This is a genomic window from Photobacterium sp. GSS17, from assembly GCF_028621875.1.
Taxonomy (GTDB): domain Bacteria; phylum Pseudomonadota; class Gammaproteobacteria; order Enterobacterales; family Vibrionaceae; genus Photobacterium; species Photobacterium ganghwense.
The window spans coordinates 2,249,573-2,275,433 of the sequence record NZ_CP117517.1; the positions used below are offsets into that span (position 1 = coordinate 2,249,573).

General features: G+C 49.7%; 27 protein-coding genes. 10 read left to right on the top strand and 17 right to left on the bottom strand.

Annotation, left to right across the window (positions count from 1 at the left end):
• Positions 1-58: 58 nt before the first annotated feature.
• The 5 genes from PGW97_RS10045 to nrfB all read right to left on the bottom strand — a co-directional run bounded on the left by PGW97_RS10045 (position 59) and on the right by nrfB (position 5,047).
• On the bottom strand, positions 59-607 hold the full coding sequence (locus tag PGW97_RS10045; RefSeq protein ID WP_217393161.1) for a DsbE family thiol:disulfide interchange protein: 549 nt from the start codon (positions 605-607) through the stop codon (positions 59-61).
• A gap of 93 nt (positions 608-700) precedes the next feature.
• Positions 701-2,713, bottom strand: a complete 2,013-nt coding sequence (locus PGW97_RS10050) for a heme lyase CcmF/NrfE family subunit (RefSeq protein WP_273857240.1) — start codon at positions 2,711-2,713, stop codon at positions 701-703.
• A gap of 66 nt (positions 2,714-2,779) precedes the next feature.
• On the bottom strand, positions 2,780-3,739 hold the full coding sequence (gene nrfD / locus PGW97_RS10055; protein ID WP_047883469.1) for a cytochrome c nitrite reductase subunit NrfD: 960 nt from the start codon (positions 3,737-3,739) through the stop codon (positions 2,780-2,782).
• Complete coding sequence (gene nrfC / locus PGW97_RS10060; protein WP_273857241.1) at positions 3,736-4,428, bottom strand: cytochrome c nitrite reductase Fe-S protein; 693 nt, start codon at positions 4,426-4,428, stop codon at positions 3,736-3,738. Before nrfC ends, nrfD begins: the two co-directional genes overlap by 4 nt.
• Before the next feature lie 10 nt (positions 4,429-4,438).
• Positions 4,439-5,047 (bottom strand): cytochrome c nitrite reductase pentaheme subunit, encoded by a 609-nt coding sequence (gene nrfB / locus PGW97_RS10065; protein WP_273857242.1) that lies wholly within the window; start codon positions 5,045-5,047, stop codon positions 4,439-4,441.
• A 558-nt stretch (positions 5,048-5,605) separates the two neighbouring features.
• Between nrfB and nrfA the strand changes: the two genes are divergently transcribed.
• Positions 5,606-7,036 (top strand): ammonia-forming nitrite reductase cytochrome c552 subunit, encoded by a 1,431-nt coding sequence (nrfA, locus tag PGW97_RS10070; RefSeq protein ID WP_273857243.1) that lies wholly within the window; start codon positions 5,606-5,608, stop codon positions 7,034-7,036.
• A 79-nt stretch (positions 7,037-7,115) separates the two neighbouring features.
• Here the strand turns inward: nrfA and PGW97_RS10075 are convergent, their stop codons facing one another.
• Together PGW97_RS10075 and PGW97_RS10080 are read right to left on the bottom strand one after the other, a co-directional pair.
• Positions 7,116-7,559: a hypothetical protein gene (locus PGW97_RS10075; RefSeq protein WP_047883465.1), complete on the bottom strand. Its 444-nt coding sequence runs from the start codon at positions 7,557-7,559 to the stop codon at positions 7,116-7,118.
• A complete protein-coding gene (locus PGW97_RS10080) occupies positions 7,546-8,544 on the bottom strand; it encodes a winged helix-turn-helix domain-containing protein (protein WP_273857244.1) in 999 nt (332 codons plus the stop codon). Before PGW97_RS10080 ends, PGW97_RS10075 begins: the two co-directional genes overlap by 14 nt.
• A gap of 722 nt (positions 8,545-9,266) precedes the next feature.
• Between PGW97_RS10080 and PGW97_RS10085 the strand changes: the two genes are divergently transcribed.
• From PGW97_RS10085 to PGW97_RS10105, 5 genes are all read left to right on the top strand, one after another.
• On the top strand, positions 9,267-10,244 hold the full coding sequence (locus PGW97_RS10085; protein ID WP_047883464.1) for an OmpA family protein: 978 nt from the start codon (positions 9,267-9,269) through the stop codon (positions 10,242-10,244).
• A gap of 161 nt (positions 10,245-10,405) precedes the next feature.
• A complete protein-coding gene (locus PGW97_RS10090; protein WP_273859659.1) occupies positions 10,406-10,807 on the top strand; it encodes an META domain-containing protein in 402 nt (133 codons plus the stop codon).
• A 149-nt stretch (positions 10,808-10,956) separates the two neighbouring features.
• Positions 10,957-11,928 carry a rhombotarget lipoprotein gene (rhlP, locus tag PGW97_RS10095; RefSeq protein WP_273857245.1) on the top strand — a complete coding sequence of 324 codons (972 nt, stop codon included), beginning with the start codon at positions 10,957-10,959 and terminating at the stop codon, positions 11,926-11,928.
• Between the two features lie 10 nt (positions 11,929-11,938).
• Positions 11,939-12,280: a 5-carboxymethyl-2-hydroxymuconate Delta-isomerase gene (locus PGW97_RS10100; protein WP_207103573.1), complete on the top strand. Its 342-nt coding sequence runs from the start codon at positions 11,939-11,941 to the stop codon at positions 12,278-12,280.
• A 136-nt stretch (positions 12,281-12,416) separates the two neighbouring features.
• Complete coding sequence (locus PGW97_RS10105; RefSeq protein ID WP_053061703.1) at positions 12,417-13,067, top strand: DUF642 domain-containing protein; 651 nt, start codon at positions 12,417-12,419, stop codon at positions 13,065-13,067.
• 13 nt (positions 13,068-13,080) lie between these two features.
• Here the strand turns inward: PGW97_RS10105 and PGW97_RS10110 are convergent, their stop codons facing one another.
• The 3 genes from PGW97_RS10110 to amrS all read right to left on the bottom strand — a co-directional run bounded on the left by PGW97_RS10110 (position 13,081) and on the right by amrS (position 15,634).
• Positions 13,081-13,773, bottom strand: coding sequence for a TPR domain-containing protein (locus PGW97_RS10110; RefSeq protein WP_053061702.1), 693 nt, complete (start codon positions 13,771-13,773; stop codon positions 13,081-13,083).
• A gap of 337 nt (positions 13,774-14,110) precedes the next feature.
• Positions 14,111-14,419 (bottom strand): glutaredoxin domain-containing protein, encoded by a 309-nt coding sequence (locus PGW97_RS10115; protein ID WP_047883460.1) that lies wholly within the window; start codon positions 14,417-14,419, stop codon positions 14,111-14,113.
• Positions 14,420-14,554: 135 nt separating this feature from the next.
• Complete coding sequence (amrS, locus tag PGW97_RS10120; protein ID WP_047883626.1) at positions 14,555-15,634, bottom strand: AmmeMemoRadiSam system radical SAM enzyme; 1,080 nt, start codon at positions 15,632-15,634, stop codon at positions 14,555-14,557.
• A 143-nt stretch (positions 15,635-15,777) separates the two neighbouring features.
• On the opposite strand from amrS, the gene amrB reads away from it, so the two are divergent.
• Positions 15,778-16,584: an AmmeMemoRadiSam system protein B gene (gene amrB / locus PGW97_RS10125; protein ID WP_207103572.1), complete on the top strand. Its 807-nt coding sequence runs from the start codon at positions 15,778-15,780 to the stop codon at positions 16,582-16,584.
• Positions 16,553-17,152 carry an AmmeMemoRadiSam system protein A gene (gene amrA, locus PGW97_RS10130; protein WP_207103571.1) on the top strand — a complete coding sequence of 200 codons (600 nt, stop codon included), beginning with the start codon at positions 16,553-16,555 and terminating at the stop codon, positions 17,150-17,152. The genes amrB and amrA overlap by 32 nt, the downstream gene beginning before the upstream one ends.
• Positions 17,153-17,283: 131 nt before the next feature.
• On the opposite strand, the gene PGW97_RS10135 is transcribed toward amrA, so the two are convergent.
• The 5 genes from PGW97_RS10135 to PGW97_RS10155 all read right to left on the bottom strand — a co-directional run bounded on the left by PGW97_RS10135 (position 17,284) and on the right by PGW97_RS10155 (position 22,680).
• Complete coding sequence (locus PGW97_RS10135) at positions 17,284-18,552, bottom strand: DUF3541 domain-containing protein (RefSeq protein ID WP_273857246.1); 1,269 nt, start codon at positions 18,550-18,552, stop codon at positions 17,284-17,286.
• Positions 18,553-18,711: 159 nt separating this feature from the next.
• Complete coding sequence (locus tag PGW97_RS10140) at positions 18,712-19,419, bottom strand: alpha-ketoglutarate-dependent dioxygenase AlkB family protein (RefSeq protein WP_207103569.1); 708 nt, start codon at positions 19,417-19,419, stop codon at positions 18,712-18,714.
• A gap of 191 nt (positions 19,420-19,610) precedes the next feature.
• Positions 19,611-20,789, bottom strand: a complete 1,179-nt coding sequence (gene prpC / locus PGW97_RS10145) for a bifunctional 2-methylcitrate synthase/citrate synthase (protein WP_273857247.1) — start codon at positions 20,787-20,789, stop codon at positions 19,611-19,613.
• 79 nt (positions 20,790-20,868) lie between these two features.
• Complete coding sequence (locus tag PGW97_RS10150; RefSeq protein WP_273859660.1) at positions 20,869-21,948, bottom strand: endonuclease/exonuclease/phosphatase family protein; 1,080 nt, start codon at positions 21,946-21,948, stop codon at positions 20,869-20,871.
• A 246-nt stretch (positions 21,949-22,194) separates the two neighbouring features.
• Positions 22,195-22,680, bottom strand: coding sequence for a hypothetical protein (locus PGW97_RS10155; RefSeq protein ID WP_047883456.1), 486 nt, complete (start codon positions 22,678-22,680; stop codon positions 22,195-22,197).
• 326 nt (positions 22,681-23,006) lie between these two features.
• On the opposite strand from PGW97_RS10155, the gene mobB reads away from it, so the two are divergent.
• Both mobB and PGW97_RS10165 read left to right on the top strand, forming a co-directional pair.
• Positions 23,007-23,546, top strand: a complete 540-nt coding sequence (mobB, locus tag PGW97_RS10160; protein ID WP_273857248.1) for a molybdopterin-guanine dinucleotide biosynthesis protein B — start codon at positions 23,007-23,009, stop codon at positions 23,544-23,546.
• 352 nt (positions 23,547-23,898) lie between these two features.
• Positions 23,899-24,150, top strand: a complete 252-nt coding sequence (locus PGW97_RS10165; protein WP_273857249.1) for a hypothetical protein — start codon at positions 23,899-23,901, stop codon at positions 24,148-24,150.
• Here PGW97_RS10165 and PGW97_RS10170 read toward each other — a convergent pair.
• Both PGW97_RS10170 and PGW97_RS10175 read right to left on the bottom strand, forming a co-directional pair.
• On the bottom strand, positions 24,130-24,813 hold the full coding sequence (locus tag PGW97_RS10170; RefSeq protein WP_047883453.1) for a DUF3157 family protein: 684 nt from the start codon (positions 24,811-24,813) through the stop codon (positions 24,130-24,132). The two genes, PGW97_RS10165 and PGW97_RS10170, sit on opposite strands and share 21 nt — an antisense overlap.
• Before the next feature lie 27 nt (positions 24,814-24,840).
• Positions 24,841-25,425, bottom strand: a complete 585-nt coding sequence (locus tag PGW97_RS10175; RefSeq protein WP_053061701.1) for an MliC family protein — start codon at positions 25,423-25,425, stop codon at positions 24,841-24,843.
• Between the last annotated feature and the right edge of the window lie 436 nt (positions 25,426-25,861).

Genomic DNA, 25,861 nt, shown 5'->3' on the forward strand with positions numbered 1-25,861 from the left:
CACCATATTTGATGACCATGCAGGAGCTATTTTGAGTCGCTAATGGTGTGTCAGCGACTCAATAGCTTGCCTGACGCAACGAAGTAATCAGCGGCACGAACTCTTTCTGCCAGACCTTCGGCGTTAACGCCCCCATATGGCGATGACGGATAACCCCTTCCGTATCAACCAGATAACTTTCCGGCGTGCCGTACACTCCCAGGTCCAGAGCCAGCAGCCCGTTTGGATCATACAGCACAGTACGGTACGGGTTACCTTCCTGCACCAGCACCTGTTGGGCAGCGGCCCGATTATCCCGATAATTCAGCCCAACCAGATTGACCCCATGCAAACGCTCAGGATCAGTGGCCAGTTGCATCAGAAACTGATGTTCAACCTGGCACACCGCGCACCAGGATGCCCAGACATTCAGCAGGCTCAGCTGCCCTTGAAATACCCTTTGATCGGCCCGCCCTTTCGCGTCCAGCAATGCCAGCGTAAAATCAGGCATAGGTTTGTTTTCTATTGTTACTCCTGCACTTTCTTTACCTTTTAACATCGCCCCCACAATGACAGCGATAACAGTAAAGGTCAGGATCAGTGGTAAATATCGACTGTGTTTTGCCATAACGTCCACACTACAATGACTTCACAATGTCAGTAATTTTTCTATCTGTATGTCATATCCGACCGCCCGATACATTGACGGCTGTCACTTCTGTCAGCGGCGTTCATCGCCAGATACAGACTGCCAGACACAAATGGTCTGATTGAAAACCGGAGACGGCGTTTGCCTGTGCGCTGCGCGTTGACGGCGAAAACTGCAAATTGCCAATGTCCCCCCTGTCATCATTAGTAGTCCTCCCAACCATAACCAACGTATAAAAGGCTTGTATTGAATCCGCACCGCGTAATCAGTCCGGTTTAGTTTTTCGCCCAACGAGATATACACATCACCGTGCCAGAAAGCATGGATACCCGGTTCACTCATTGTCTGAGTGCGCACTGAATAATGACGGCGTTCTGGTGTGATCACCGCCAGTATCTGAGCATCTGGTTCATGGTTTTTCCGAACCTGAATTCTGGCCTGCTCCGCAGTGTAGTTAGGACCAATCAACAGGGCTGTCTCATCATAAATGAACTGATAGTGCCCTAAGCTGAGCAGATCGCCCGGCCCCATTCGGCCACTGATTTCTTCTTCATAGTGACTGACTAATACCGCCCCAATGATGCTGACGGCCACCCCAAGATGAGCAATGACCATGCCGAGCTGGCGTATTCCTCCGCCTTTAAGCTGTTTGGTTTTCCTCGCCCGCAAGCGTAATAACATTGCCTGAACTGCCGTAATGCTGACCCAAAGGGCCGTAGAAAAGGCCAGACAAACGGTCAGATTGACACCGTGTTCGAACAGCACAGAGAGCGCAACACCCATCACCACCGAGACTGACATAGGTGCCAACGCGCGCACAATAAGAGCTTCACTACTGAGTTTGTGCCACCGAATCAGCACTCCGAACCCCATCACGGTAAAAACCAGAAAACTGAGCGGAATAAACATCGCGTTAAAATAAGGCGCACCCACCGAGATATTCCCCAGCCCCAGTGCCTGAAACACCATGGGATAAAAGGTACCTAGCAGTACCGTCAGCGTCACCACAGCCAGCAGGCTATTACCGATTAACACCATGGCTTCTTTCGAGCAGAGACCAAATTGAGCCGGGAAAAAATAGCGTTCTGCCCGAAGGGCAAACAGTACCAGCGCCACAACCAGGATCAGTGACAGAATTGCCAGTAGCGCCAGCCCTCTGGCAGGGTCGACCGAAAACGCATGTACCGAGGTCAGTACGCCCGAACGCACCACAAATGTGCCCAGCACACTAAGTGAAAAGGTGAAAATGGCGAGCAACAGACTCCAACCCACCAGAGCTTGCCGGAAAGCCGTAATCAGCAGAGCGTGAACCAGCGCCGTTCCGGTTAGCCATGGCATCAGTGACGCATTTTCAACCGGATCCCAGAACCACCAGCCACCCCATCCCAGTTCGTAATACGCCCACCATGAGCCCAACCCGATACCGGCGGTCAGGCAAATCCAGGCGCCCAACGTCCAGGGACGGCACCACGCCGCCCACTGAGTAACCGACTCTCGGGTTGTCAGGGCGGCAGTGGCAAAGGCAAAGCTGACGGCAAAACCGACATACCCCAGGTACAGCAGCGGCGGATGCAGAATCAGTCCGATATCCTGCAACATAGGGTTAAGATCACGCCCTTCCAGCGGTGCCGGCATCATTCTTACAAACGGGTTAGAAGCCAGCAGCACAAACACCCCGAAGATAAAAACCAGCAACATCAGTATTGCCAGCACCCGGGCAAAATAGTCCTCATCACGTTCTTGGCAACAGCGGGCAACAGCGACTGTCCAACCTGACAGCGCCAAAACCCAGAACAGTAACGACCCTTCATGCCCACCCCAGACAGCAGCCAGTTTAAAAAACATCGGAAGTTGGCTGTTTGAATGCTGTGCTATATACCTGACCGAAAAATCATCCAGCAGGAAGCTCCAGCCCAGCAGCACTGTCGACAGCGCAATCAGCCCGAAACAGCAATAGCTGAACGGCCAGGCATAGCGAAGCCAATCCTGTCGCGATCTAACCACACCGAGCACAGGAATGACGGTACCAAACAACGCCAGTACGGTTGCTAGAATCAGTGAAAAATGTGCAATTTCAGGGATCATTCCATCACCTTGTTAACCGATCGCCACAGCTTTCACTGTGACGATCCTTGAGTCACACCCGTCTGTTTACAGCGTTGTCAGCTGACCGGCATAGAGGATGAACGTCCGCAACATCAACACCCCCACCAAACTCAGGCTGGTCACCAGCATAATAAAAGCCCGATTGTGTCGGACTACCGCCGGGCTAACCGCATTGAGTCCTAGCGGCACCAGCATGCCCATGCCGATCACACCGTACCAGAACCAGCTTGCCCAGAAACCACCGCCAATTGCCGCCATCGCCGCGGCCTGACTCTGCCCACCGCCAAAATATAAGCCGGTAAAGAAGGCGAACAGGACAAACAGCTCGAACAACACCACAGGACGCTCAAACCGGTGCACCCAACTGGCACTGGCTCCGGTTGCCGACTCTTTGAAAAAGACTACTCCCACCAGCATGCAGGCGGCAGCACCGGACGACAGGCTGGAAAACAAGAACAGAATCGGCAGAATCGGGTTATTCAGTAGCGGGAAGGTTTGCAGCGCCGACAGCAGAAAGCCGGTATACGCAGCCAGCAGCAGCGCCAGAAAAGCCAGGAACAGTTCCACGGCACGTTCAAACCGGGTCAGCCAGTACAGTACTTTACCGACAACCGGAAACCGTGCCCCCAGCCATTGCGTTAACTCGTGGCGATAAATCGTCGCGATCCAGGCAAACAAGACGACCAGGTAAATCTGAAACAGCATCACCCCCATCGACATCACCGAGGTCGGATTATAGAAAATCATGATTTTCCAAAATGACAACGGTTTGGTCAGGTGGAAAACCAGGATCAGCAAGCCAACGATGATCCCAAACGGTGCCAATATCGCCGTGGCTTTTATGATCCCGTTACTGGCCGGATAACCGACAATCACTTTACGTTTGAGGTAAATGGCAATCATCACGGCCCCGGCGGACATGCCGGCAAGAAACAGGTAAATCGCAATGATCCAGTCCCAGACCAGCGAATCAAAATAAAAGGCTTCCGTGAATGTAGTACTCATCCTTTTATCTCCCCTTTTGCATACGGCACCTTATAAAGCTTGGGTTGCGTGCCCAGCTCCACTTTCTGCCGGTAGACCGGTTTATTCTGAATCAGCTGGCTGATTTCACTTGTTGGATCGTTCAGGTCACCGAAGGTCAGCGCCTTCGTCGGACACGACTCCACACAAGCAGGCTGCTTACCCGCTTTCAGGTTAGTTTCGCGGCAAAAATCGCACTTATCTGCAGATCTCGTCACCGGGTTAAAGAAACGTACCTGATATGGACAGGCGGCAAGACAGTACCCGCATCCTACACATTTGAAATCATGCACATCGACGATACCGGTGTTTGGGTCTTTATACGCCGCACCAGTCGGACAGACATGAACACAAGGCGCATTGTCACAGTGCTGGCAGGAAATCCGTGTAAAGCGATAATCCACATTCGGGTATTCCCCCTGCGGCTCGCTCCGGACAATCTCCAGTCTGGACACGCCTTCAGGCACCTTGTTAACCTCCCGGCAGGCTTCAGTACATGCCGTGCAACCAATGCATAAGGTTTCGTCATGCACCATGCCATAACGGATTACGCCATTACCCTCTTCTGCTGCGACCAATGACTGGCGGCCAAGCAGTTGATTGGCTCCAACGCCCGTTGTGAAGATCACCGCGCCGGCTCCCATCAGAAAATTTCGTCTTGAACAGGTCATCGTCATCTCCCTACTTGGCTTTTTTCTGATCTGAGTGGCAATCGACACACAGCTTGATCTTCGACGACTTGCTGATCCCTTTCATCGGATCCTGCTCGGGGTGCACGTTATGACAGGAAGCACACGACAGATCCAAGGCATGAACATCATGCGTCCAGTTCACCTCACGAAGATCATGAGGATCATGGCAGTTCACACAGGTTTCATTTTGCTGAGCAATCCAACGAGGGTCGGCGGCTGGTTTGGTTGTCCCGGCTACAGATTGAGATGGCGCAAATTTGATAACGGTAGGGGCACCATTACGGTGCTCGTCACTGATGGTGCCGTGACAATCAACACAACTGACATTACGGTTAGCAGACGTGTGTATGGCATCACCGTGTGTGCCTTTTAGTGTGTCCTGTTCATCCTTGTGGCATTGGGTACAGGCGTAATTCCTGTCCCGGATAAATTCGACAACGTGCCGTTCTGACATTTGAGGTGCAACAGAATTTTGCGTTGTGGCATTCGCAACCTGTCCAGGCTCTGAGTCAGCGGCAACATTCATGGAATATCCCCAAACCAGTATGGCCACCAACATGGTCAGCATACGGTTCAGGGCTACTTTACTATTGCCCATTTTTTTACCTTTTTATCGTCCCTACTGACATCCGTATCGCAGATATCAAAGGTTATGATTGATACATTTCAGCATGCACAGCACACTGAACCCGCTAGTGACCGTGTCACGTTCACTACAGACATCCTGTCTTCCGGGGCATCAAATCCATCACATCAAAAAGCCACAACGCTTATCGGGTTTTATTAAACAATATTTCGAATTGTGAAAATTTGCGATCAGCAACAATTACTTCCAAAGTGGCATTGAAAATGAACTTTTACTGATTTAGATCAAACCTGTTTTTGTCCTAATTATTTGTTTTAAATAGAAAACAATTAATTTAACCACTCTATATAAACGGTCATTGTAAATACCACTTTGGGGTTATTCCGTCCGAATTTTAACCTTCTCCACGTAACCAATATTTGGGCTTTGATCCAAAACAATAACGCTTCGTCTTTTTCATTTATCCCAAACAAATTTCAGTATTCTTCGAGTGACTCCGGTTTTCTGCCTCAAATCCGCCATCCTCACAACGCTTGGCCTATAACGAATCAGAATAATGGAGTAGCAATCGTGAGCAATTACTGGACACATAAGGCAGTCGCAATATCGGCGCTTTTGTCTGCCCTGTTCCTCTCAGCCGGCGCCACCGCAGACACCTCTGACAAGGAGCGGATTGAAAGCAGAAACGAGACATTTGCCACCGCCCACCCCGATCAATATAAAACCTGGGCGGCAACCCAAGACAGCGAGCAAATAGAAGATGCCCTAGCAGAAGATCCAAATATGGTGATTCTCTGGGCAGGATACGGTTTTGCTAAAGACTATAACAAAGCCCGCGGCCACTATTATGCAGTGGACGATGTCCGCCAGACCTTGCGCACCGGCGGTCCCAAAGATGCTGATTCCGGCCCTATGCCGATGGCATGCTGGAGTTGTAAAAGCCCGGATGTGGCTCGCCTGATCGATGAACGCGGAGAAGACGGTTATTTTGCTGGCAAATGGGCGCGGCTGGGAGCAGAAATAAACAACCCGATCGGCTGCTCTGACTGCCATAACACCGGTAGCGACGATTTCAAACAAGGGAAACCCGCTCTGGCTTTGTCACGTCCTTATGCGGAACGTGCCATGGAAAGCATCAATATGAAGTTTGAAGATCAGTCCCGATTGGGTCAGCAGGCTCAAGTATGTGGTCAGTGCCACGTGGAATACTACTTTACTGGCCCGAATAAATCGGTGAAATTCCCTTGGGACAAAGGCACGACGGTTGATGAGATGGAGAGCTACTACGATGCCATCAATTTCAATGACTGGGTACACGGTGTCTCGAAAACCCCTATGCTGAAGGCTCAACACCCCGGGTATGAAACCTGGCGAGAAGGTATTCACGGCAAAAACAACGTCACCTGCATTGACTGCCATATGCCGAAAGTACAAAACGAAGAAGGCGTGGTTTATACCAATCATAAAGTCGGCAATCCGTTTGATCGCTTTGAAGATACCTGTGCAAATTGTCATACCCAGGATAAAGCCGCACTGAAAGCCATTGTTGCCAGTCGCAAAGCCCAGGTACAAGAAATGAAATTACGGGCTGAAAAACAGATAGTCGCGGCTCACTTCGAAGCTAAAGCAGCATGGGATGCCGGAGCCACAGAAGCTGATATGCAACCAATTCTGATGGATATTCGTCATGCTCAGTGGCGTTGGGATTATGCAATTGCGTCTCATGGCGTTCATATGCATGCACCGGAAGTCGCGCTGCGAGTTCTTGGGACTGCCATAGATAAAGCCAGCGATGCCCGAACCAAAGTGGTTCGCCTGCTTGCAACCAAAGGAATCACAGACGAAATACAGCTACCGGACATCTCCACCAAACTCAAAGCGCAGCAAGCGCTGGGAATGGACATGGAAAAACTCAATGCTGAAAAAGACGACTTCCTGAAAACGGTGATCCCGGAATGGGATAAACAAGCCGAGGCGAGAGAAGCCAGTTACAGCAACTAAACCCACCCCGCCCCGGCACCTCGCCGGGGCTGATCAAACCACTCACCGGCAATCTTTCTCCAGCAACCTTTCTCCAGCATTATCGCAGCGATTTATCATCACTAAATGCCAGTCTGCCCTGATAAGGTACGATCATTAACCGACTTTTGGGGTGTTCGTTGTACACATACATGCTGGTCGGTGAGATGCGTTTCATCGCAGTTTGTCGCCAGAATTGCTGATTATTCAGGTTCAGACTCTCAATCGACGCTTCCGTGATCACTTTGGTATTGTCCTGATGCGACGTCACCAACAAAACCGAATTACCGAAAGCATACATAAAAATGCCTTTCAGCACGGTATAGCCATTGTCTTTATGGGGATCAGGATAATCAATGAGCACATACTGGCCCGCTTTACAGCTACCAAATTTCTTGTGACTCGGCGTTTCGATACTAAAGCTGAAATTGCACCCCAGCCCATTAATAACCGGGTACATCAGCAGTAGCAACAGAGGAAGAATCAGAAACTTAGCCTTCTTCATGAACTCGACCCGTTACATCAATATACATACGCCCGTTAGATGCCGATTCAGGCATGTCATTCAGTCGTAGCAGCTCGATATTGCCGCAAATCTGTTTACCATCGACGGAAATACAAGGGGGTGACTGCCAGCTGGACATCCAGAGAGTCACCCACAGCAACATGATGGCCGCGCACAGCAACAATCCAAACTTTCTGAAAGACTCACGTTTGACTTTTGGCACACTCATCCGCATTGGCATGGCAAAGCCTGAAGCCTGGGATTGTTCCTTAGGTGCATGTTTCTGATGAGAAAGCTTCTGATGATGCTCGCCCTGCGACAGGCCATCGCCCAGCTTCGCTTTCCTCATCTCCGCACAAGGATCGCTGTCACTCACCAAAACGCTTTTCGCAGCAATACCCTTAGCTGTACTATTTTTCGGGACAATGGCGCTATCTGGAGTTGTTATATCTGAAACAGCTGAATTTAACACAGCGTCATTCGCACCAGCGTTATCTTCATCAGTAAGTGTTGCCGTCGGAGAATCCGCCACCACTGAAACACCAACCGCGACAGATTGAGTTGCGGAAACAGTATGAGTATCGCCGTTATTCCATACCGCATCCGACGCGTGCTGTTCCTCGGTCTGAGCCAAGAGAGGCTCCTCTTCAGACGAATCAACCATCGATTCATCTAACTTGTGTTTGGTAAAGGTGTCTTCAGCAATCGTAAAGCCAGTACCTTTTATAGTAATGATGATGTCTGACTTATTCTTAAACGCTTTACGCAAGTTAGCGATTGCAACATTCAGTGAATTTGGCACAACAACTTTCTCCGGCCACCCGATTTCCAGCAATGTTTCTCGGCTGATGACATCACCGCTGTTTTCAATCAGGTACTGGAGGATACGCGTTTCACTGGCGCTTAACTTCGTTGTGTTTTCAGGTGTGACATAGGCACTCTTCTGAGGCTCGAAAATATCATTCTTATGTTTATAGACGTTCATTTGAATGCCACCTTTGACGTTGAGCCGCTTTGTTGAGACTGATTGCGGCACTTTTTTGGCGCTTTCTATCCGGCAAAAGGGATAAATTTACGGTATGCATCGGCTTTTGCCGATTTTACATGCAACCCCCGCAATAAAAAACACCATTTTTATTATTATGAATGCTACTGTTTGAGTATCTTACCATGAAGCGGTAGGCAAGTTTATGCCACTTTATACTTAAACAATACCTTGCCAGCTCAACCGGTTAAAAAACGTGCCAACCACTTTTATTATGTTTCACAGTGGTAATAATTTTGACGCCATTTTTCTTATCTTGAGCTTTTTAGCCACCTTTCCCCACTGGCATAAATCCAGCTTAAAACTCATCAAACGCCTCAAATAAAACACACAAACCAATGTTTAATAACGTTTTTTATGTTTTTTTATACTGAGAAACCAGGGTTTTATTTATACACCAAGCCTAGCTTTCCCTACCACTTGTGATTTATATCACTTTTTATAGAAATTTTTAAGATCAATACAGCGTCATAAAATTGACCCTCACATAAAAAATCTTAAATTTATTGAACATCATTTTTTATTAGTTGTCCGTTCACAAAAACCAACACACAATGTGCCTCGTTCCTTGACACAAACCACTTAGCGGCAACACAGAAAAACAATCAGTCGCCGCGCAAAAGAAAGTGGTCAATTAGGTAAGTTAAGCATTGGAGTTTATGATGAAATTGAAGTCTCTATCTCTATCAGTTCTGGCTGCACTGTCTCTGGGCGTTGCAACTTCTGCAATGGCTGATGAAGCAAATACACAATCTATCGACAAATCAGGTTGGTGGATCGGTGCTGGCGTTGGTATGGGCATCGTGGACAGCGGCGACGTTGTACCTGGTTCTCAAAGCGAAGGCGTGAGCACTAAGCTAGAAGCTGGTTACGACTTCAACAAAAACGTAGGTCTGTACGGTAGCTACGACTACATGCACGACTTGGGTGAAGCAGACCTGCACATGGGTACTCTGGGTGTTAAAGGTAACTACTACTTCACTGAGAACCTGTCTGTATTCGGTAAGCTGGGTGCAACTTACATCTTTGCTGATGAGAAAAGCGCTGGCGACCAAATCCGTGACCTGAAAACTGACAGCTTCAGCGGCACCATCGGTGCAGGTCTTGAGTACCAGCTGACTAACGCTGTTTCTACTAAGATCGGTTACGACTACTACCAGAACCTGGAAATCACAGACGGTAAAGACACTGATCTGCACCAAGTTTACTGGGGTATGACTTACAAGTTCGGTCAACCAGCAACTCCAAAAGTAATCACTGAGCAAGTTGAAGTGGTTAAAGAAGTTGCAGTTGCAACTGAAGTACCTGTAGCGACTCGTTCTTCTTACGTACTGCCTTACCAAACTGGTCAGGTTAAACTGAACGACTACGGCCGTTTCAACCTGAACGAAGTTGCTTCTACTATGCGTGCGAACCCAGAGCTGACTGCTGACATCGTTGGCCGTACTGACTCAACTGGTTCTCAAGCAGTGAACGACAAAGTATCTAAAGCACGTGCTGAAGCTGTAGCTCAGTACCTGGTGGACAACGGTGTTGAAGCTTCTCGTCTGAACGTATCAGCAGTAGCTAACACTAACCCACTGACAGACGCTGAAGGTAAATCTCTGATCGAGCGTTCTGTACAAATCGTTCTGAAATAAGATTCATCAGAATTGATCGGCTCAACAAGAGCTTAGTTTTAAAAATGCCGGCAACTGCCGGCATTTTTTTTCGATACTTCCTTGATTAGTTGCGCTTTATCCCCTTTTTCGGAGCAAAGGCGAATAACCAAGATGGTATTGGGAGAACAATATTGAAAACGATGAAAAGTGGCTTCCTTATCCTGTTGCTGCTTGTCCTGACAGGTTGTTTCACAAATCAGCAGATCGCTGATCAACCCGCGCCATATCAAGGGGACTGGACATTGATGGATGCTGTCCATATTCCGGGAATTACGATGCGTGATGTAAGCATTCACATCGCAACGGATATGAGTATCAGTGGTTTCACCGGTTGTCACCTGTTTACAGGTAACCTCAGTAAGCCAGAGGCCCTGACGGTACCCATGCAACATGACCTGATGTGCCTGCCGGAGATTGAACAACAGGAAGCTTCCATTTTATCGGTACTCAGCCAGCCTACACGAATCAAAGTGGTTGACGACACACTGATTATCAAAGCCAGCGATCAACAACTGATTTTCGAGAAAGCCGATATATCCTGATACAGCCAGCGCTCAAATCCGGGCGCTGCTACACCACAACACCTTCCGCTCTGCGCTCAAAAACGACTGCTCCTGACCACTTTACGCACAACCCAATATACAAACCAGCTCATAACCTTTTATAATGGCGGTTTGTGTCTCGCAGGTGTATGTCTGCAAAGAAATCGAACGGCTTATGCTGTACGCTTGTTTCCGTTTCTTTCTTGTTAGCTGCTTTTTTTACTCGTTCATTAGTCAGAGCACGGCATAAATACCTGATATTTACCAAATGGAGCTTGGTGATGTTTAGAGTCTGCCTTATTGGCATCAGTTTGCTTTTTCTTACCTCGTGCAGTCTGCTTTTAAGCGATGTCGATCGTGAACAAACCGTCTCCAGCAGCCTGGTGGACTTCCTCTATCCGAATACACAAGATAAAACCGTGATTCAGCCTACTATCCCAACGCTTCATTTGCCGGTGAATGTGGGGATTGCATTTGTCCCTTCAGCTAATAGCCATCAGACCGGGATTCACCCCGCAACGCAAACAGAGCTGTTAAGCAAGGTAAAAGCCGCTTTTGGCGATTACGATTTCATCAACCGGATTGAAATTATCCCTGAGACCTATCTGAAGCGCGGAAAAGGGTTTGATGCCCTTGCTCAGGTTTCGCGCCTGTATAATGTCGACATTATGGCGCTGGTGTCTTATGACCAGCTGGCTCAGTCTTCAGAAAACAACGCTGCCCTGCTCTACTGGACCATCGTGGGGATGTATGTGATTCCGGGTAACAGCAATCTTATCCAGACTTTTGTTGATACCGCCGTGTTTGACATTAACAGCCGCTCGCTGCTCTTCAGAGCTCCCGGTGTCAGCAAACTGGAAAATCGGTCGACAGCTGTCGGCGTTACCTCTGCACTGTCAGAGCAATCGCTCAAAGGCTTTGAGTTGGCGGTTGCCGATATGACAACAAACCTCAACAATGAGTTGTCACACTTCAAAACTCGGGTAAAAGAAGAAAAAATTGCCAATATTACCCATCGGGACGGATACAGCGGTGGTGCATGGCCAATTTGGGCACTTTGCCTGTTGAGCGCTATCGCCTTTTGCAAACGTGAAACCAGAAAGTCAGTTAACTCAAAATAAGGATAGAATTTTGCCACACTGCGTTATTGAATATTCAAAAGAACTGGAAAAGAAAGTCAGCCCGCAAACTCTGATCAGTCATGTGTATCAGGGAGCGCTGGCCTCGGACTTGTTTGAAGGCCCCGATATCAAAACCCGTACCCTCTCTTATGAACATCATCAGACTGGTGATGAAAGACTGGACTTCATCCATGTATCGGTGCGTATTCTGTCAGGCCGCACCGACGTGCAGAAACAAGCTTTGTCTCACTCAGTGCTGTCCCAGCTTCAATCCTTATCACTGCAGTCTGTCTCTCTGACAGTCGAAATACTGGATATCGATCGCAGCAGCTACGCCAAACATGTCGCCTAACCTTGGGCACATGCAGACGGATGACAGATAGCGCCCATAACGGGCGCTATTTTTTTCACTTTTTTTGTATTTTTTTGTCTTGTCGACAACAATTAATCAATCTGATTCATATCATCCTAATTACAAGGAGGTTGAAATGAATACCCCTCGCTTTTATAAACGTCTGAATCGGTTCTGGGCAGCAGTGTCGCTGCTGATTCTCACTGGTTTACTCACTCACCCCGCCCAAGCTAACCTTTTGATCAATGGAGGATTCGAGGATCTCGATGTTGCGGACGGATCCTGGCAAATCTTTTCTTCCGGCACACCCGGATTAGCCTGGCAAGGGGGCAACGTTGAAATCTGGGATTCAGTATTTGGTTTTGAAGCCAGCGAAGGAGAGCAATTGGCTGAACTGAATGCGCATCCGGGACAGAGCAGCTATTTCACCCTGTTTCAGTCGTTCAATACAAGGGTAAATCAGCTTTATCAGCTGTCATTCGATTACGCCGCCCGCCACAATGGCCATGAAGCCTTCCAGGTTGACGTCAGCGGCCTGACCAACCGGCTGAGCCGACATATTGATGATCACACGCCGTTTAGCTGGAGTCATTTCAGCGGTACATTCCTGGCTGACAGCGCACTAACAACCTTACGTTTTACCTCAGCCAATCACGGAACGGTTGGCAATTTGCTGGATAACGTCAGTGTCAGGGTGATTCCGGAGCCGGATCTTCTGTTTCCGATGCTGCTGTTCATTCTGGCAGTGATGGTTTATTTGCGCCGTCGCAAGTTATCCGGTTCCTGAATCCTTTGGAGCACTAGCTGTTACTCAGTAACGACTGCGCCCGATGGATAGACTGAATAATCGAGACTCTGTCCAGATCACGGTACTCGGTATCGAGCGCTAACTGCCAGGTGTCGATGGCTTTCTGATACCTGGCTTCCAGAAAATAATCGGAAGCCAACAACAACAAGGCAGACAGATTATCCGGTTCAAGCCTCAGGGCCTGATCCAACCACATCCTCCCCCTTTCCGTAAATCGTTGTTGATGCTGGTAATAATCGGCACTGGCCAATGCGGCATAGAGGTTTGCCTGTGGTGTTCCAGCCAGTCGCTGCGCATAACCAAATACAGTAACGGCATCGCCAAACCGATTATCGGCCATGTAAGCGTTGCCAAGAGCAAACCACAGCTCGCCGTTTTGCTTATCAGCACGCAGCTGATCCTGGATTTGGCTGATTTGCTGCTGATTCCAGTCAGATACTGTGATTGGCGTTTGAGTTACATCTTTTGTATCTCGGGCCTGCCATGTGTGCAAGTCACCAAGGTACAGATATCCGGAGACAGCCAGCCCAGCCATTAGCAATGAAAGTCCGATGGAATGAGGCATGACCCGCCGATGCTGCTGGTAGCTGTGACTGATAATGACTGCCGCCACCAACATAGCCAGCCCGGCTATCGCTGCCATCCCTATCACTGAGTCAGCCAAATATCCCGTCTTTGCCCACATCCCGACACTCCTTTCTGCCATGCACACGATAGCTCAACCCGTTGTTGTCCATCATGTTACCAGAGTGATTTTGGAGGCAAGCGAGAGAATGACGCTTTGTTAATACAGATCAAACCAACCTGAAAGACGAACACCGGACTGTGATCACAACAACAGGTTCACTCCGTCAGTTGAAGGCGTGATACAGACCACAGCGAAAGTACCATCCGGAACCGGAAACAAAAAAGACAGCGAAATCGCTGCCTTTCAGTTTTAGTAAACGGTTCAGAGTGTAAATCCGCTTGCTTAAACGTGACTGTTTAAGCCCAAATAGTTCGTCCAGCTTTTCAGGACTGCATTACAGCTCAAAGTCACCGAATGCGTCTTGCGCTACCTGACGCTCAAGAAACGCAACCAGATCATCGTGGCCACCAATGTACTGACCATCCAGAATAATTTGTGGCACTGTGCGAACAACGTTTCCGGTCGCTTGCTCAATAAAATCAACCATGGTGATTTTAGACAGGTCAGTTCCCAGAACCAGAGTGGTGTACTCAGTGCCACGTGCATCAAGAATCGCTTTCGCCTTCACACAGTATGGGCAGCCTGGCTGAGTAATAACCAGATTTGTGTAGCCCGCAAGCTGTTCCATTGTCATATCAGACATTGTTATTCACTTTCTTATCAGGGTAATAATGGCCGCTAAGATAATCGATGGCCTGCCTGCTGACAAGTCCGTTAAAAAATGCAATCTTCTTCGCTCCAAAAACTGCTCAGAAGAGTCGCCGAGCCACTACGCCCACTACGCAATGTGCACAGGGATTCGCCGACGGCCGAACGCGTGGTCTCGCGGGCTGAAGCGACCAGCCAGTTGATAACCGCAATACTGGCAATGCCCGTTATCTGTCAGGTGCTGCTCACCCAGCTGATACCAGTTTCTGACCAGCACATTCCGACCACAACCGGGGCAATAGGTGCTGTCTCCGTCCTGATCAAAAATATTTCCGACATAGGCATAATGCAGACCATTCGCCAAGGCGATTTCACGCGCCCGTTTAACCGTTTCAGGAGGGGTACACGGCTTATCCAGCATTTTAAAATCAGGGTGAAACGCACTGAAGTGAATAGGGACATCCGGCCCCAAGTTGTCGGCAATCCACCGGGTCATTGCGTCAATTTCCTGCGGACTGTCATTCTCATCCGGGATCAGCAACGTGGTGATTTCGAACCAGACCCGGGTTTCATGCCGCAGGTACAAGAGTGTATCCAGCACCGGTGCCAGATGGCCGCTGCAAATCTTATGGTAGAAGTGTTCAGTGAACGCTTTGAGGTCAATGTTGGCAGCGTCCATCTCTGCATAGAATGCCTGTCGGGGCGAATCGCACATATACCCGGCGCTGACCGCAACACTGTGAATCCCCACGGCGTGACAGGCTTTGGCTGCGTCAACGGCATATTCCATAAAAATAACCGGATCATTATAGGTAAAGGCAATACTGTCACAGCCATAACGCAACGCTGTCTGCGCCAGTTGTTCCGGCATCGCCGCGCTACCAAGAGTGTCGATTTCGCGTGACTTGCTGATACTCCAGTTCTGGCAGAACTTACACCCCAGATTACACCCTGCCGTCCCGAATGAAAGCACTGAACTGCCGGGATAAAAGTGGTTCAACGGTTTTTTTTCAATGGGATCGATACAAAATCCGCTAGATCGGCCATAGCTGGTCAGCACGATTTCACCATGTCTGGCCTGACGCACAAAGCATGCTCCGCGTTTACCATCACGCAGACGGCAGTGCCGTGGACACACATCACAAACTACCCGCCCGTCATCCAGCCGGTGCCAATATTGCGTCGGGAAATACTCCGGGGGCTGTCTCATCATAATCACCTAAGTGAGTATTTTGTTCCTATACTCAAGTATAAGCCTTGCCCGGCCAGGACAAAGGTTCAAGACCGCGCTAATTACGTTGCCTTCCACACCTTGCTGTCTCCTGACCCTTCGTTATGAAACGGATGCTCATTATGAACGTACGTCCACCAGCTGTTGCCGGCCAGTTTTATTCTCATTCGCCTGACTATCTGGTGAGTCAGTTAAACCGTTGGCTTACCCCCGATGAGCGGAATTCCGCCACGCTTGAACAACAGCCGATTCGTGCTCTTATTGTGCCTCATGCCGGTTATATCTACTCTGGTGAAGTCGCGGCAGGCGCCTATCGTTGTCTGAGGGCGCAGGCAGACAGGATACGCCGGGTGATCCTGATTGGCCCCAGTCACCGCTATTATTTTGAGGGCTGTGCCTTGCCTTCAACCCGCTTTTTCAGCACGCCGTTGGGGCAGATTCCAATTGACATACAAAGTGTTGATAAATTGCGGCAAATAGATGATATTGAGGTATCTGATCAGGTACACGCCCTGGAGCACAGCCTTGAGGTGCAATTGCCTTTTCTGCAGTCATGCCTGCATGACTTTACCCTGTTACCGCTCTTAACCAGTAATGTATCTCCGGCAAAAGTGGCGCGGCTGATTGACCCGCTCTGGCAAGGTGATGACTGTCTGCTTGTTGTCAGCAGTGATCTCAGCCACTTCCATACCTACTCAGCCGCTCAGCGTATCGACAAGCACACCTGTGCACTGATAGAACAATTTGAGCCAACACTTTCCCCGGAACAAGCCTGCGGCTCGACAGGCATTAATACATTGCTCTTACTGGCTAAACAAAGGGGATACCAACTTAAACGTCAAATAATGATTAACTCCGGCGATACCGATGCCGGGGACAAGGAGAGAGTCGTTGGATATGTCAGCTACATTGTGTCAGAACCTCAATAAGGGTGATCTCATTCAGTTACTGGATGTTGCCCGCGAAGCCATTCGCGGCCATTTTGCCGATGAAATTCCCCAGCCCCCACAACTGGATCTGTATGGCCGTAAACTCCTGCAGCCCGGTGCCTGTTTTGTCACCCTGACCGTCAATGGCCAATTGCAGGGGTGCCTTGGCACAATCGCGGCTCGCTCTCCGCTGGTGATGGAAGTGCACAATCAGGCGCGAGCCAGTGCCTATCAGGATCGACGTTTTCTGCCTTTAACCGAAGAACAGCTGGATGATTTGCAGATCGAAGTGTCTGTCCTGTCGTCACCGGAAACGCTGGATGTCAGCTCTGAACAAGAGCTGCTGAATTATCTGAGCCAGAATAAGGTCGGTGTTATTTTATCTGATCAGCATCGCCAGGCACTGTTCCTGCCGCAAGTTTGGGAACAAATAAAAAAGCCTGCCGATTTTCTTCGTCAGCTTAAGCGTAAAGCAGGCTGGAATGATGTGTACTGGTCACCAACGATGTCAGTGAAAACATTCACCGTGAGCAGCATTAAAGGCCGCTATCATTTCAGCGGCATTTAATCGCCTGTCAGAAATCAGCCGTGATATCACCGTCAGTACATCACGACTTCATTTACATGACTCAAAAAACAAGGCCCCGACAATTCGGGGCCTTGCTGCTATTCAACTCGCTAAATCCACAGTTTTAACGGTTACTCTGATACACCTGCTTGCGACTCTGCCTTCGGAATAACGACGTTATCCGGCCCGGGAACAACCAATGATGACGGGGCTTGCGCTGTTTTCTTTACGAGACCATAAGGCAGTCCGCTAAACATGTCCGGCTGTTGCTGAATCGTCGGCACCGCTTTGGGCCCACGCCAGTCCAGCAGCATAATCGCCAGTACATTCCGGTGCTCACCATTCTCCAAATCGGTATTGCCGTCCACACCAGGAATCATACCGACTTTGCGATTGAGTGACTTCTGAATCGCCTGGCGGGTCCGATCAACGATCGGATCATGCTCCAGCCCCGCCAACAAGAAGTTGATTCCCACCTCTGCAATCACATCTTCTTTGGTATCTGCCAGAATGGTCTCGATATTGGCGCGGTAATAGTCGTAAATCCACTGAAAATCAGACTCTTTCACCGGCTTCTGATAGTACTCGGCGGCCGCAAAAATAATATGCGTCAAACCATAGACTTTGTTCATCAACTGCTGGCGAGTCAGCTGATCATCGTTAGCGTCGGGGTAAGTCTCCCGAAACGCAGCAATGAAATCCTCAACCACGTCCTGCTCACCCAGCTGACGCAGCCAGTACACCTGATTGGCCAGCTGCGCAGCCCAGGCACGAATCATCGCCGGATCCGTCGCGTACTGACGGAAGTCATAACGGCGGATAACCTCCCGCAATGTCGGGTCGTTCCGATGTTTCAGACCATATTCATTGGCCCTTGCCATTGAACCTAACAGATCAACACCAAGATAGAGATAATGCGGATGTTTGAGGGTGACTTCATAGCGGATGTCACTGCGCAGATCCGACTTTTTATCGTATCGGTGCAAGCGCTTATCGGTATAAGCTTGAATTTGTTCAGGTGTGGAGACTTCAGTGGCAAAGTAATTCAGACGACTGGCCACGCGCGCCAGATCGGCCCAGATAGCCGCGGCGTATTTTGGATCCTGTGTCTGACGATACATACGCAAGCCATAATGCCCCATCTTGAAGGCGGGCAAAGTATAAAGCTGGCTTTCATAGGTCTGACGAATGAGTGCCGCATCTTGCTGATAACTCAGAAGCTGCGCGCTGGTTACCGCTTTAGGTGGCTCAGTAACCAGAGCGGCATCAGCCCAGCTTTGCGAAGTGGCCAGTGACAGCGAGGAAACAATCAGTACCGAGGCCAGAGTCAGGGCACGCAGGCGGGATCGCTGACCGGGGAACGCCCTTTGCTCATATGTTCGTTGCATAAATCGTTTCATCAATTCTCTCCATGATCATCCGCGTCAATCCATATTCGAACGCTAGCAAAGCATTTTACCGCAAGAGTCAGCACAGGGTAAAAAATGCTTTTACAGCAAAGGGCTGTTTTCAGATTTTGATGAATATTGTGATCCCGCGTTTAACCTAAACCCTGTGAGTCACTGGCGTGAGGTTGGCGGTAACACTGACCGGAAAGTCAGATTGATTCGGGGCTGCTTGGGTTTTCGCGTCTTAGGCACCGTATGCTGCCAATGGGTCTGCAGTTCTCCCGCCATGACCAGCAGCGAGCCGGATGCCAGACTGAACTCCAGTTTTTGTTGCGTTTTCAGGTGACGCAGCACAAACCGGCGGGTTTCTCCCAGACTCACGGACGCGATCACCGGCTCTACGCCCAATTCGGGTTCATTGTCCTGATGCCAGCCCATGTAATCTTCACCGTCCCGGTATTTATTGGCCAGTACCGAGTTAAAGCGAACCCCCAGCAATGCCTCCAACTGGTTGCGAATCGCCAGTAACGCTGGTGTCCAGGGGTGCGGATGCATGGTCAGGCCGGAATAGGTATACACGGCCTCACCGCACCATGCCTGTAGCCTGGGTTGCAGCACCTCACGACCATACATACGAATAGGCTGTTGCTGCCAGGGCAGAGTCTGATCCAATTGAAGGTAGAGGTGATGAGCCGTCTCCGGCGTCCAGAAATGCGGGTGCCAGTAGAGTCGACCATCCTGTACAGGTTGCCAACCATAAGGGATACCGGCCAGCCCTGATTCAGAGGCCGTTGAACGGGATGTATCGCCGGTCTGTGATTGGTTTTCGCGGTCTGTATGCGGCTCTGAATCCGGCTCAGAAAAAAGAGAATATTGCATAGCTTGTCTGCACAGTGTAATTGCCTCAGCGGCTTTCATTTGTCATGTTTTTTGTTATGGTTTTATTTGGTTATGGCTTTATTTTGGCCCTGCTCTCGCCAACGTTCACTGACCAAACAGTAACAAGAGCCACGCTTTCAACGATACACCTTTAACTTTAACTTGAACGTTAACGCCAAAACGGGCCATGTTCAGTGCCGATCTTCAATGGCTACCCAGTCGCGAGGTGGGGGGCCGATATAGTCCGCACTCGGGCGAATAATGCGATTGTGAGCACGTTGTTCAAACACATGAGCCGCCCATCCGGTCACCCGGCTCATCACAAAAATTGGCGTAAAGAGTTTGGTCGGTATTTCCATAAAATGGTACGCCGGTGCATGGAAAAAGTCGGCATTACAAAACAGGTTTTTCTCCCGCTTCATCACTTCTTCGACCCGAACAGAAATATCATACAGCACAGGTTCATGGGCATCTTTCGAAAGCTTCTCAGCCCACACTTTAATCAGCGCGTTTCGGGGATCGGCTTCCCGATAAATCGCGTGGCCGAATCCCATGACTTTTTCCTTGTTGGCCAGTTTTTTCAGGATACCTTGTTCCGCTTCATCCGGCGACTGCCATTGCTCAATCATGTCCATCGCCGCTTCGTTTGCCCCACCATGTAGCGGGCCTCGCAGCGTGCCGATGGCAGCGCAGACACAGGAATGGATATCCGACAGGGTTGAAGCGCATACCCGAGCCGCAAACGTGGAGGCGTTAAACTCATGCTCAGCGTACAAAATCAGGGAACAGTTCATGGCTTGCTTGAACATGTCAGAAGGCGGTGTGCCGGTCAGCATATGCAGAAAAAAACCGCCGAGGCTGGACTGGTCGTTGTAAGTTTCAATTCTGACCCCATGATGGCTGTACCGATACCAATAACAGATGATCGCGGGCAGCAACGCCAGCAGGCGATCCGCTTTATCGCGCTCTTCGCTGAAATCGTGTTCCTGTTCCAGATTGCCCAGTACCGAACAACCGGTGCGCATCACATCCATCGGATGAGCCGTAGCCGGTATCGCTTCTAACACTGTTTTCAGCGCCATTGGCAGGCCACGGTACGCGACAAGGGTATTTTTGTATTTGGCCAGCTCCGCACGATTGGGTAACTTGCCTTTCAGCAACAAAAACGCGACTTCTTCAAACTCGGCCTTGGTAGCCAGATCAGAAATATCATATCCGCGGTAAGTCAAACCGGTTCCGGTTTTCCCGACCGTACACAAAGCGGTTGACCCGGCAGTCTGACCGCGCAGCCCTTCCCCTCCTAGCGGCTTTTTGGGATCCAGCTTGTGTGATTCGGCATGCTGAGCAGCTGATTTGCGCGATTGAGGCATGGTCTACTCCCTGTCTCTGGCTCATAGGCTTTTGAAAAGCGTAGGCCAGAACCGGAAATTAAACCATTCTGCGCCGATGTCAGATCTCGCGTCTTTTCAAGGCGATATCCACCCACACTAAACGGTGGTCTGAACCTGCCTGAGGCCGGTCCCGCCCCGTTTCGTCGGTGATCAGCGCCCGTAACGGATCTTTCTTATCGGGCCAGAAAACACCACTTTGCAACACATCCAGAGAGGCCGATGGCAACACATAATCCAGCCGCAGTCCTGACAGATGCGTCCATTCACTGGCACGTCCCTCCCGGGGTTGCCAGGGGCGATAAAAACGCCCGCCAAGGCTTTTAGGCGTCATACGCCCGGACGCCACCGAACGGTGCACCTTTGGATGCAGCAATAACTGACGAATTGCCGATTTCATTCCATCGCCATCCATCATGTCTGCATTCAGATCCCCCATAACCACGAAATCGCTGCCAACCGACAAGCCACCCGCGTTGCCCTGATCGTCACGCAGAAAATCGCTATTCTCGATGATCGCCCGCATCAGCACCAGCTCGTCATGGTTTCGCCGGGCATTGCGTTTCTCTTCCCCGTCAAACACCGGCGGGGTCGGATGACAACATAGCAGATGCAGTGCCTGCCCGTGAATTTCCACCGGAATATCCAGGTGATTTTTTGATGACAGCCTTAACGTAGCCTGCGAGGCCTCAGGGTAATAGCCCTTTGGCATAAGGTGGTCTGGAAGATCCTGCCACAGAAACTGTTGCCAGCTACGGATTTCACGCGTGTTAATGGGATAGCGGGAAAGCAACACAAAACCAAAGTGCCCGTGATGCTCCCCAAACCCCTGAGCATCGTTAGGCAGTGTGATTTCTCCGTCACCATCAATATCGACATTCGTAGCCAGGCCGGTATTTGTGGGCGGTGCGTAGTGATAAGGATAAGTAATCAGGGACTGTCCATGCTGCGGTACTTCCAGATATTCAGCGCAGAACAGTGCCAGAGCCCCATCATCTCCCCCTTTTCCAGGATGGTCGAACTCGCACAGCAACAGTACATCCGGGCGAACATGCTGAATAATCGCAGCCAGTTTCGTAAAACGGGGCTCATCTTTTTGCTTGAGCCGCTGATGGATTTTTCCCGGCTGGGGATCTGACATTGAAATATTGAAGACGGCAACACGCACAGAAGGCGGCAATGAAGACGTTTGCGAAGAAGACGGAGCTTGAGGCTGCAAAAGGATATCCTGACGATGATAGATTGGGGACGTTTGGTTAAGCACTGCCAGTATATACGGCTGTAAAATCAGTACAATACCGTTTATACGCATTACCGTGAACGTCCCGGACGTTCGTCATTTTCAGACCATAACCAGTTCAGAGAGCAACGTTTCCCGGAAACGTAATTATCTCATCACCTGGCTGATCGCGAGTCGTATCTGTCTGGCGTCTGACTCGGCACGGTGCTTAGCCGGCCCCAACTCAGCCAGCGCCTGCTGAAAGTGCGCCCGTTCAATACCGTTTTCCTGCATCAACCACAATCCGACTTCTGTCAGAAAAAATGACGGTCGCATATGAGCGGCATGATACAGCCGTCCCAACCAGAACAGGTCCCACTGGCTGTCGCAAAATACACGTTCATATTTACCCAGCACCGCATTCAGATGCATGCAGACTTCACTGACCTGCACCCCTTCAGCGTGCAGCTTTTCCCGTGTAATTTGATGAATTTCCTGCTCTGCGAACTCATCCCAGTGTTGCCAGACATCGCTGGCGGTCAACGGGTTGATTAACAGGCTGTTTCCTGAACCATCCGGCAATGAATAGCCGACTTCGATGGGATAAGACTGATCGGACAGTCCCGACGCTTCAAAATCCAATGTTGCCCACATTGCACTCTCCCTGATGCGTTAGATAGGAACCTGCTGTCAATACCACGACATCCTGTCAAAACAATGGACAGCAGATTTGGTAAGCATTTTTCCGCTGTACCTGTATTTGGTAATAGCAGATGCCTGTGAACTACACAATAACTGTAGCCGGAAACATGACACTCATGGAGAAAATAGCCGGCGCACTCACTATTGATACAAATGGTATGGCAGCATACGGTATGTCATGCCTGACCACAGACAACACAAACCGCTTGAGGCCGGCTTTTTCTATGCCGCGGCTTTAGTTACACTTTCCAGTCTGGTTCCCTGATTCTATCTGCCCTATGACACCGATTATCGGCTTTGCCGGTTACAGCGGCTCCGGTAAAACAACGCTGCTGGAAAAACTCATTCCCCTTTTAAAACAAAAGGGAATCCGCCTTGGTTTGATCAAACACAGTCATCACACAATTGAACCTGATAAACCGGGTAAAGACAGTTATCGCCTACGGCATGCCGGCTGTAATCAGACTTTACTAGCCACGAAAGAACGCCACATGCTGTATTTTGAATATCCGGAGCCGGAACGCGATGAGCCGCAACTGGCAGAATGCGTGGCGCAACTGGATCACAGCCAGTTGGATCTGGTGCTGGTTGAGGGTTTTCGCGACGAGTCTATCGCTAAAATTGAGATTCATCGTCCGGAATATGGCAAACCACTGCTCTATCCGCAGGACCCTTACATTATCGCGTTTGCCTCTGATGCCCCTGCACCCCAAGGCTGCCACTTACCACAACTGGATCTCAACCAACCTGAGCAGGTGGCCGTCTTTATCCTGCAATGGATGTCCGGCTCGGCATCTGAAATAACCGGCAAGAGTTAAGCGATTACCCTGCGTTTGGGCTGTTTTTTGCGTGTTTTAAAGCCGTTATTTTTATTTGTTACTTTTATTCGTCACTTTTTACGGATTACAGAGCTGAGCGGTAACTTTCAACACCAAGGCACTCGCTCAAAGGCTCGCTATTAGGTCGATACCGAAAAACGCGCTGAGAAGCCACTCTGCCGCCTTCTGTCCCCGCAATCAGCAATAAAAAAAGCCGGATGAGTAATCCGGCTTTCCTTCCATTTTTACGTTTAACGTCAGTCAGTTCACACGATGCAACAAGGTTGTCATAAAGGGTTTTTACAATGCGCCCTGTCTTGAATCAAACCTACAGTGACGAAGCGTAATCATTATGAGCCGCCAACTATCAGAAGCACTGCTCGAAGCCATTCATACGATTTACCACGCCTTTCCGAACCTGAGCTATCGACCACGCCCGGACGACGTTAAGTTGCTGGCCGCGTACATGAAAAGTCGCGACAACAACTATCCGTCGCATCTGGATCTGCTTCTGCAGGAAAATAACCAACACATCAAACATGAACTGCAGCGATATCACAGCAAACAAAAATCAGTAAGCCGCTCACCACTGCTCGACAGTTAAGAACTCTGTTTCCAGGAAATACTGCTCAGCCTGCGGGACTTTCAGCCTGATTTCCCGACCGGTACGCTCAGTACCGGGACGGAAATACGTTTCCGGCATTCGCTTAACAGACGTCCAGACTTTGTGTTTTTCACGGGCAATCACATCACCGCTTCGGCTACGAAGGCGCAGTTCCAGTTCCACCAGCACCACCGCGTCTGTCGCGTCATTTTTCAGTCGTGTCGGAATCACCAGTTCGCCATTCTGGTAACTGGCGGCCTGCAAGGTCAGCTCAATGCCACTGCGCTCATGAACACCAACCACTTTGCCGTTTCCTGGGATGATCATATCCCCCGGGATCGTGGCCATAGCCTGCTGGGATGCTGATGCCTGACCTGCGTGGCCAGAGGCAGAAGCTGACGTACCAACGGCAACCGCTGCCGCTCCGGCCCCGGGTTTGGGAGGAATAGGCAATGAGGCCGGGCTGTTCTGACCCTGACGAACCGGAGCACGCGTGGCGCCCGGCGACACTGACGGGGTATCGTATTGCCAGGTATTGTCATCAAATAAGATCACCTGCCGACCATCCGGCAGTGTCGCTCGCATCGGCTCTGCATATGCCGCAGCACAGCCGACAGTCAGACAACCTAAAATAAAGGGTTTAATAAAAGCTTTTGTGTTCAACCTCATTCCTCTGCCCTGCGTACAACATTAACGCTTAGCTTTACATTCTAACTTATTATCAAACCAATTAATTTTAATCTCACCCTGGTGTTCGTTATACGTCACATTACGACCTACATATTTAGTGCCGCTTGCTGTTGGCTTGGCCAGCACAATGATCTGATCATTGCCGCGCGTCAGCACAGCGCTTTTCGGATCCGTCTGCTCGTAGAACACGGCGGTAAATGGCTGGCTGTTGTCATTACAGTCAAGCGCAACAGCCTGAGGTACTTCCAACTGGCCACTGGTGATCTGCAAATCAATGATGCGGGTTTTGTACTCATACTCGGTACACGCGCGTACATCCACATCTTTCCAGCACTCGTTACGCCCTTTAATCCAACCACGCTGCATGGCACGTTGTAATGGTTTTTCCGTCTCCGGATAAGCCAGCATCGCCTGATCAAACACCTTCTGCATTTTTTGATCGAGCGCGGCCAGCCCACTGTCACGGCAAATCATTTTTTCAACTTCACCATGCGCTTTTGTACAGTCAAAAGCAGGTTCACCGGCAATCACGTTTGTTCCCGCCATTACCAGACCTAAACCTGCAAACCCAGCCCATTTCTTCATGGCCTTTCTCCTTATTCAGTCTAACCTTAGCCTGTCGCCTTTTTATGTGCATTTTCAACTTTAAGGCGAGCCACAAGATAGTAAACATTTACACCAATAAAATATCGAATTTATTAACAGTGTTAAAATAAAAAATTACCATCAACCGATATTTAATAGCATAAATGTGAAATTTTGGCCGTTAACCAGCAGCCAACGTTTTTTTATTCTCTTTATATCAACCTGGCTCTGCATATAAGCTTAGCTCTGCTTCGTATTTTGAATACTCAATGCCGTCGTTTTTAGCTGGCACCACAGTCAATTTTTATGGTGTTTTTTGTGGTTCGGATGTGAAGGTAACCGTTTTGATTTAGCTGCGTTAATCTGCCTACTCTTATTTTCCAGCCCTGCTTTGCCTGCGTTGATTTGCCGGCTTTCAGCTCGCGCAGAAACAATA

What these genes read in the sequence shown, in the direction of transcription:
- PGW97_RS10045 (WP_217393161.1), bottom strand. Translation starts at nt 607, where the DNA reads ATGGCAAAACACAGTCGATATTTACCACTGATCCTGACCTTTACTGTT.
- PGW97_RS10050 (WP_273857240.1), bottom strand. Translation starts at nt 2,713, where the DNA reads ATGATCCCTGAAATTGCACATTTTTCACTGATTCTAGCAACCGTACTG.
- nrfD (WP_047883469.1), bottom strand. Translation starts at nt 3,739, where the DNA reads ATGAGTACTACATTCACGGAAGCCTTTTATTTTGATTCGCTGGTCTGG.
- nrfC (WP_273857241.1), bottom strand. Translation starts at nt 4,428, where the DNA reads ATGACCTGTTCAAGACGAAATTTTCTGATGGGAGCCGGCGCGGTGATC.
- nrfB (WP_273857242.1), bottom strand. Translation starts at nt 5,047, where the DNA reads ATGGGCAATAGTAAAGTAGCCCTGAACCGTATGCTGACCATGTTGGTG.
- PGW97_RS10075 (WP_047883465.1), bottom strand. Translation starts at nt 7,559, where the DNA reads ATGAAGAAGGCTAAGTTTCTGATTCTTCCTCTGTTGCTACTGCTGATG.
- PGW97_RS10080 (WP_273857244.1), bottom strand. Translation starts at nt 8,544, where the DNA reads ATGAACGTCTATAAACATAAGAATGATATTTTCGAGCCTCAGAAGAGT.
- PGW97_RS10085 (WP_047883464.1), top strand. Translation starts at nt 9,267, where the DNA reads ATGAAATTGAAGTCTCTATCTCTATCAGTTCTGGCTGCACTGTCTCTG.
- PGW97_RS10090 (WP_273859659.1), top strand. Translation starts at nt 10,406, where the DNA reads ATGAAAAGTGGCTTCCTTATCCTGTTGCTGCTTGTCCTGACAGGTTGT.
- rhlP (WP_273857245.1), top strand. Translation starts at nt 10,957, where the DNA reads ATGTCTGCAAAGAAATCGAACGGCTTATGCTGTACGCTTGTTTCCGTT.
- PGW97_RS10105 (WP_053061703.1), top strand. Translation starts at nt 12,417, where the DNA reads ATGAATACCCCTCGCTTTTATAAACGTCTGAATCGGTTCTGGGCAGCA.
- PGW97_RS10110 (WP_053061702.1), bottom strand. Translation starts at nt 13,773, where the DNA reads ATGTGGGCAAAGACGGGATATTTGGCTGACTCAGTGATAGGGATGGCA.
- PGW97_RS10115 (WP_047883460.1), bottom strand. Translation starts at nt 14,419, where the DNA reads ATGTCTGATATGACAATGGAACAGCTTGCGGGCTACACAAATCTGGTT.
- amrS (WP_047883626.1), bottom strand. Translation starts at nt 15,634, where the DNA reads ATGAGACAGCCCCCGGAGTATTTCCCGACGCAATATTGGCACCGGCTG.
- amrB (WP_207103572.1), top strand. Translation starts at nt 15,778, where the DNA reads ATGAACGTACGTCCACCAGCTGTTGCCGGCCAGTTTTATTCTCATTCG.
- amrA (WP_207103571.1), top strand. Translation starts at nt 16,553, where the DNA reads ATGTCAGCTACATTGTGTCAGAACCTCAATAAGGGTGATCTCATTCAG.
- PGW97_RS10135 (WP_273857246.1), bottom strand. Translation starts at nt 18,552, where the DNA reads ATGAAACGATTTATGCAACGAACATATGAGCAAAGGGCGTTCCCCGGT.
- PGW97_RS10140 (WP_207103569.1), bottom strand. Translation starts at nt 19,419, where the DNA reads ATGCAATATTCTCTTTTTTCTGAGCCGGATTCAGAGCCGCATACAGAC.
- prpC (WP_273857247.1), bottom strand. Translation starts at nt 20,789, where the DNA reads ATGCCTCAATCGCGCAAATCAGCTGCTCAGCATGCCGAATCACACAAG.
- PGW97_RS10150 (WP_273859660.1), bottom strand. Translation starts at nt 21,948, where the DNA reads ATGTCAGATCCCCAGCCGGGAAAAATCCATCAGCGGCTCAAGCAAAAA.
- PGW97_RS10155 (WP_047883456.1), bottom strand. Translation starts at nt 22,680, where the DNA reads ATGTGGGCAACATTGGATTTTGAAGCGTCGGGACTGTCCGATCAGTCT.
- mobB (WP_273857248.1), top strand. Translation starts at nt 23,007, where the DNA reads ATGACACCGATTATCGGCTTTGCCGGTTACAGCGGCTCCGGTAAAACA.
- PGW97_RS10165 (WP_273857249.1), top strand. Translation starts at nt 23,899, where the DNA reads ATGAGCCGCCAACTATCAGAAGCACTGCTCGAAGCCATTCATACGATT.
- PGW97_RS10175 (WP_053061701.1), bottom strand. Translation starts at nt 25,425, where the DNA reads ATGAAGAAATGGGCTGGGTTTGCAGGTTTAGGTCTGGTAATGGCGGGA.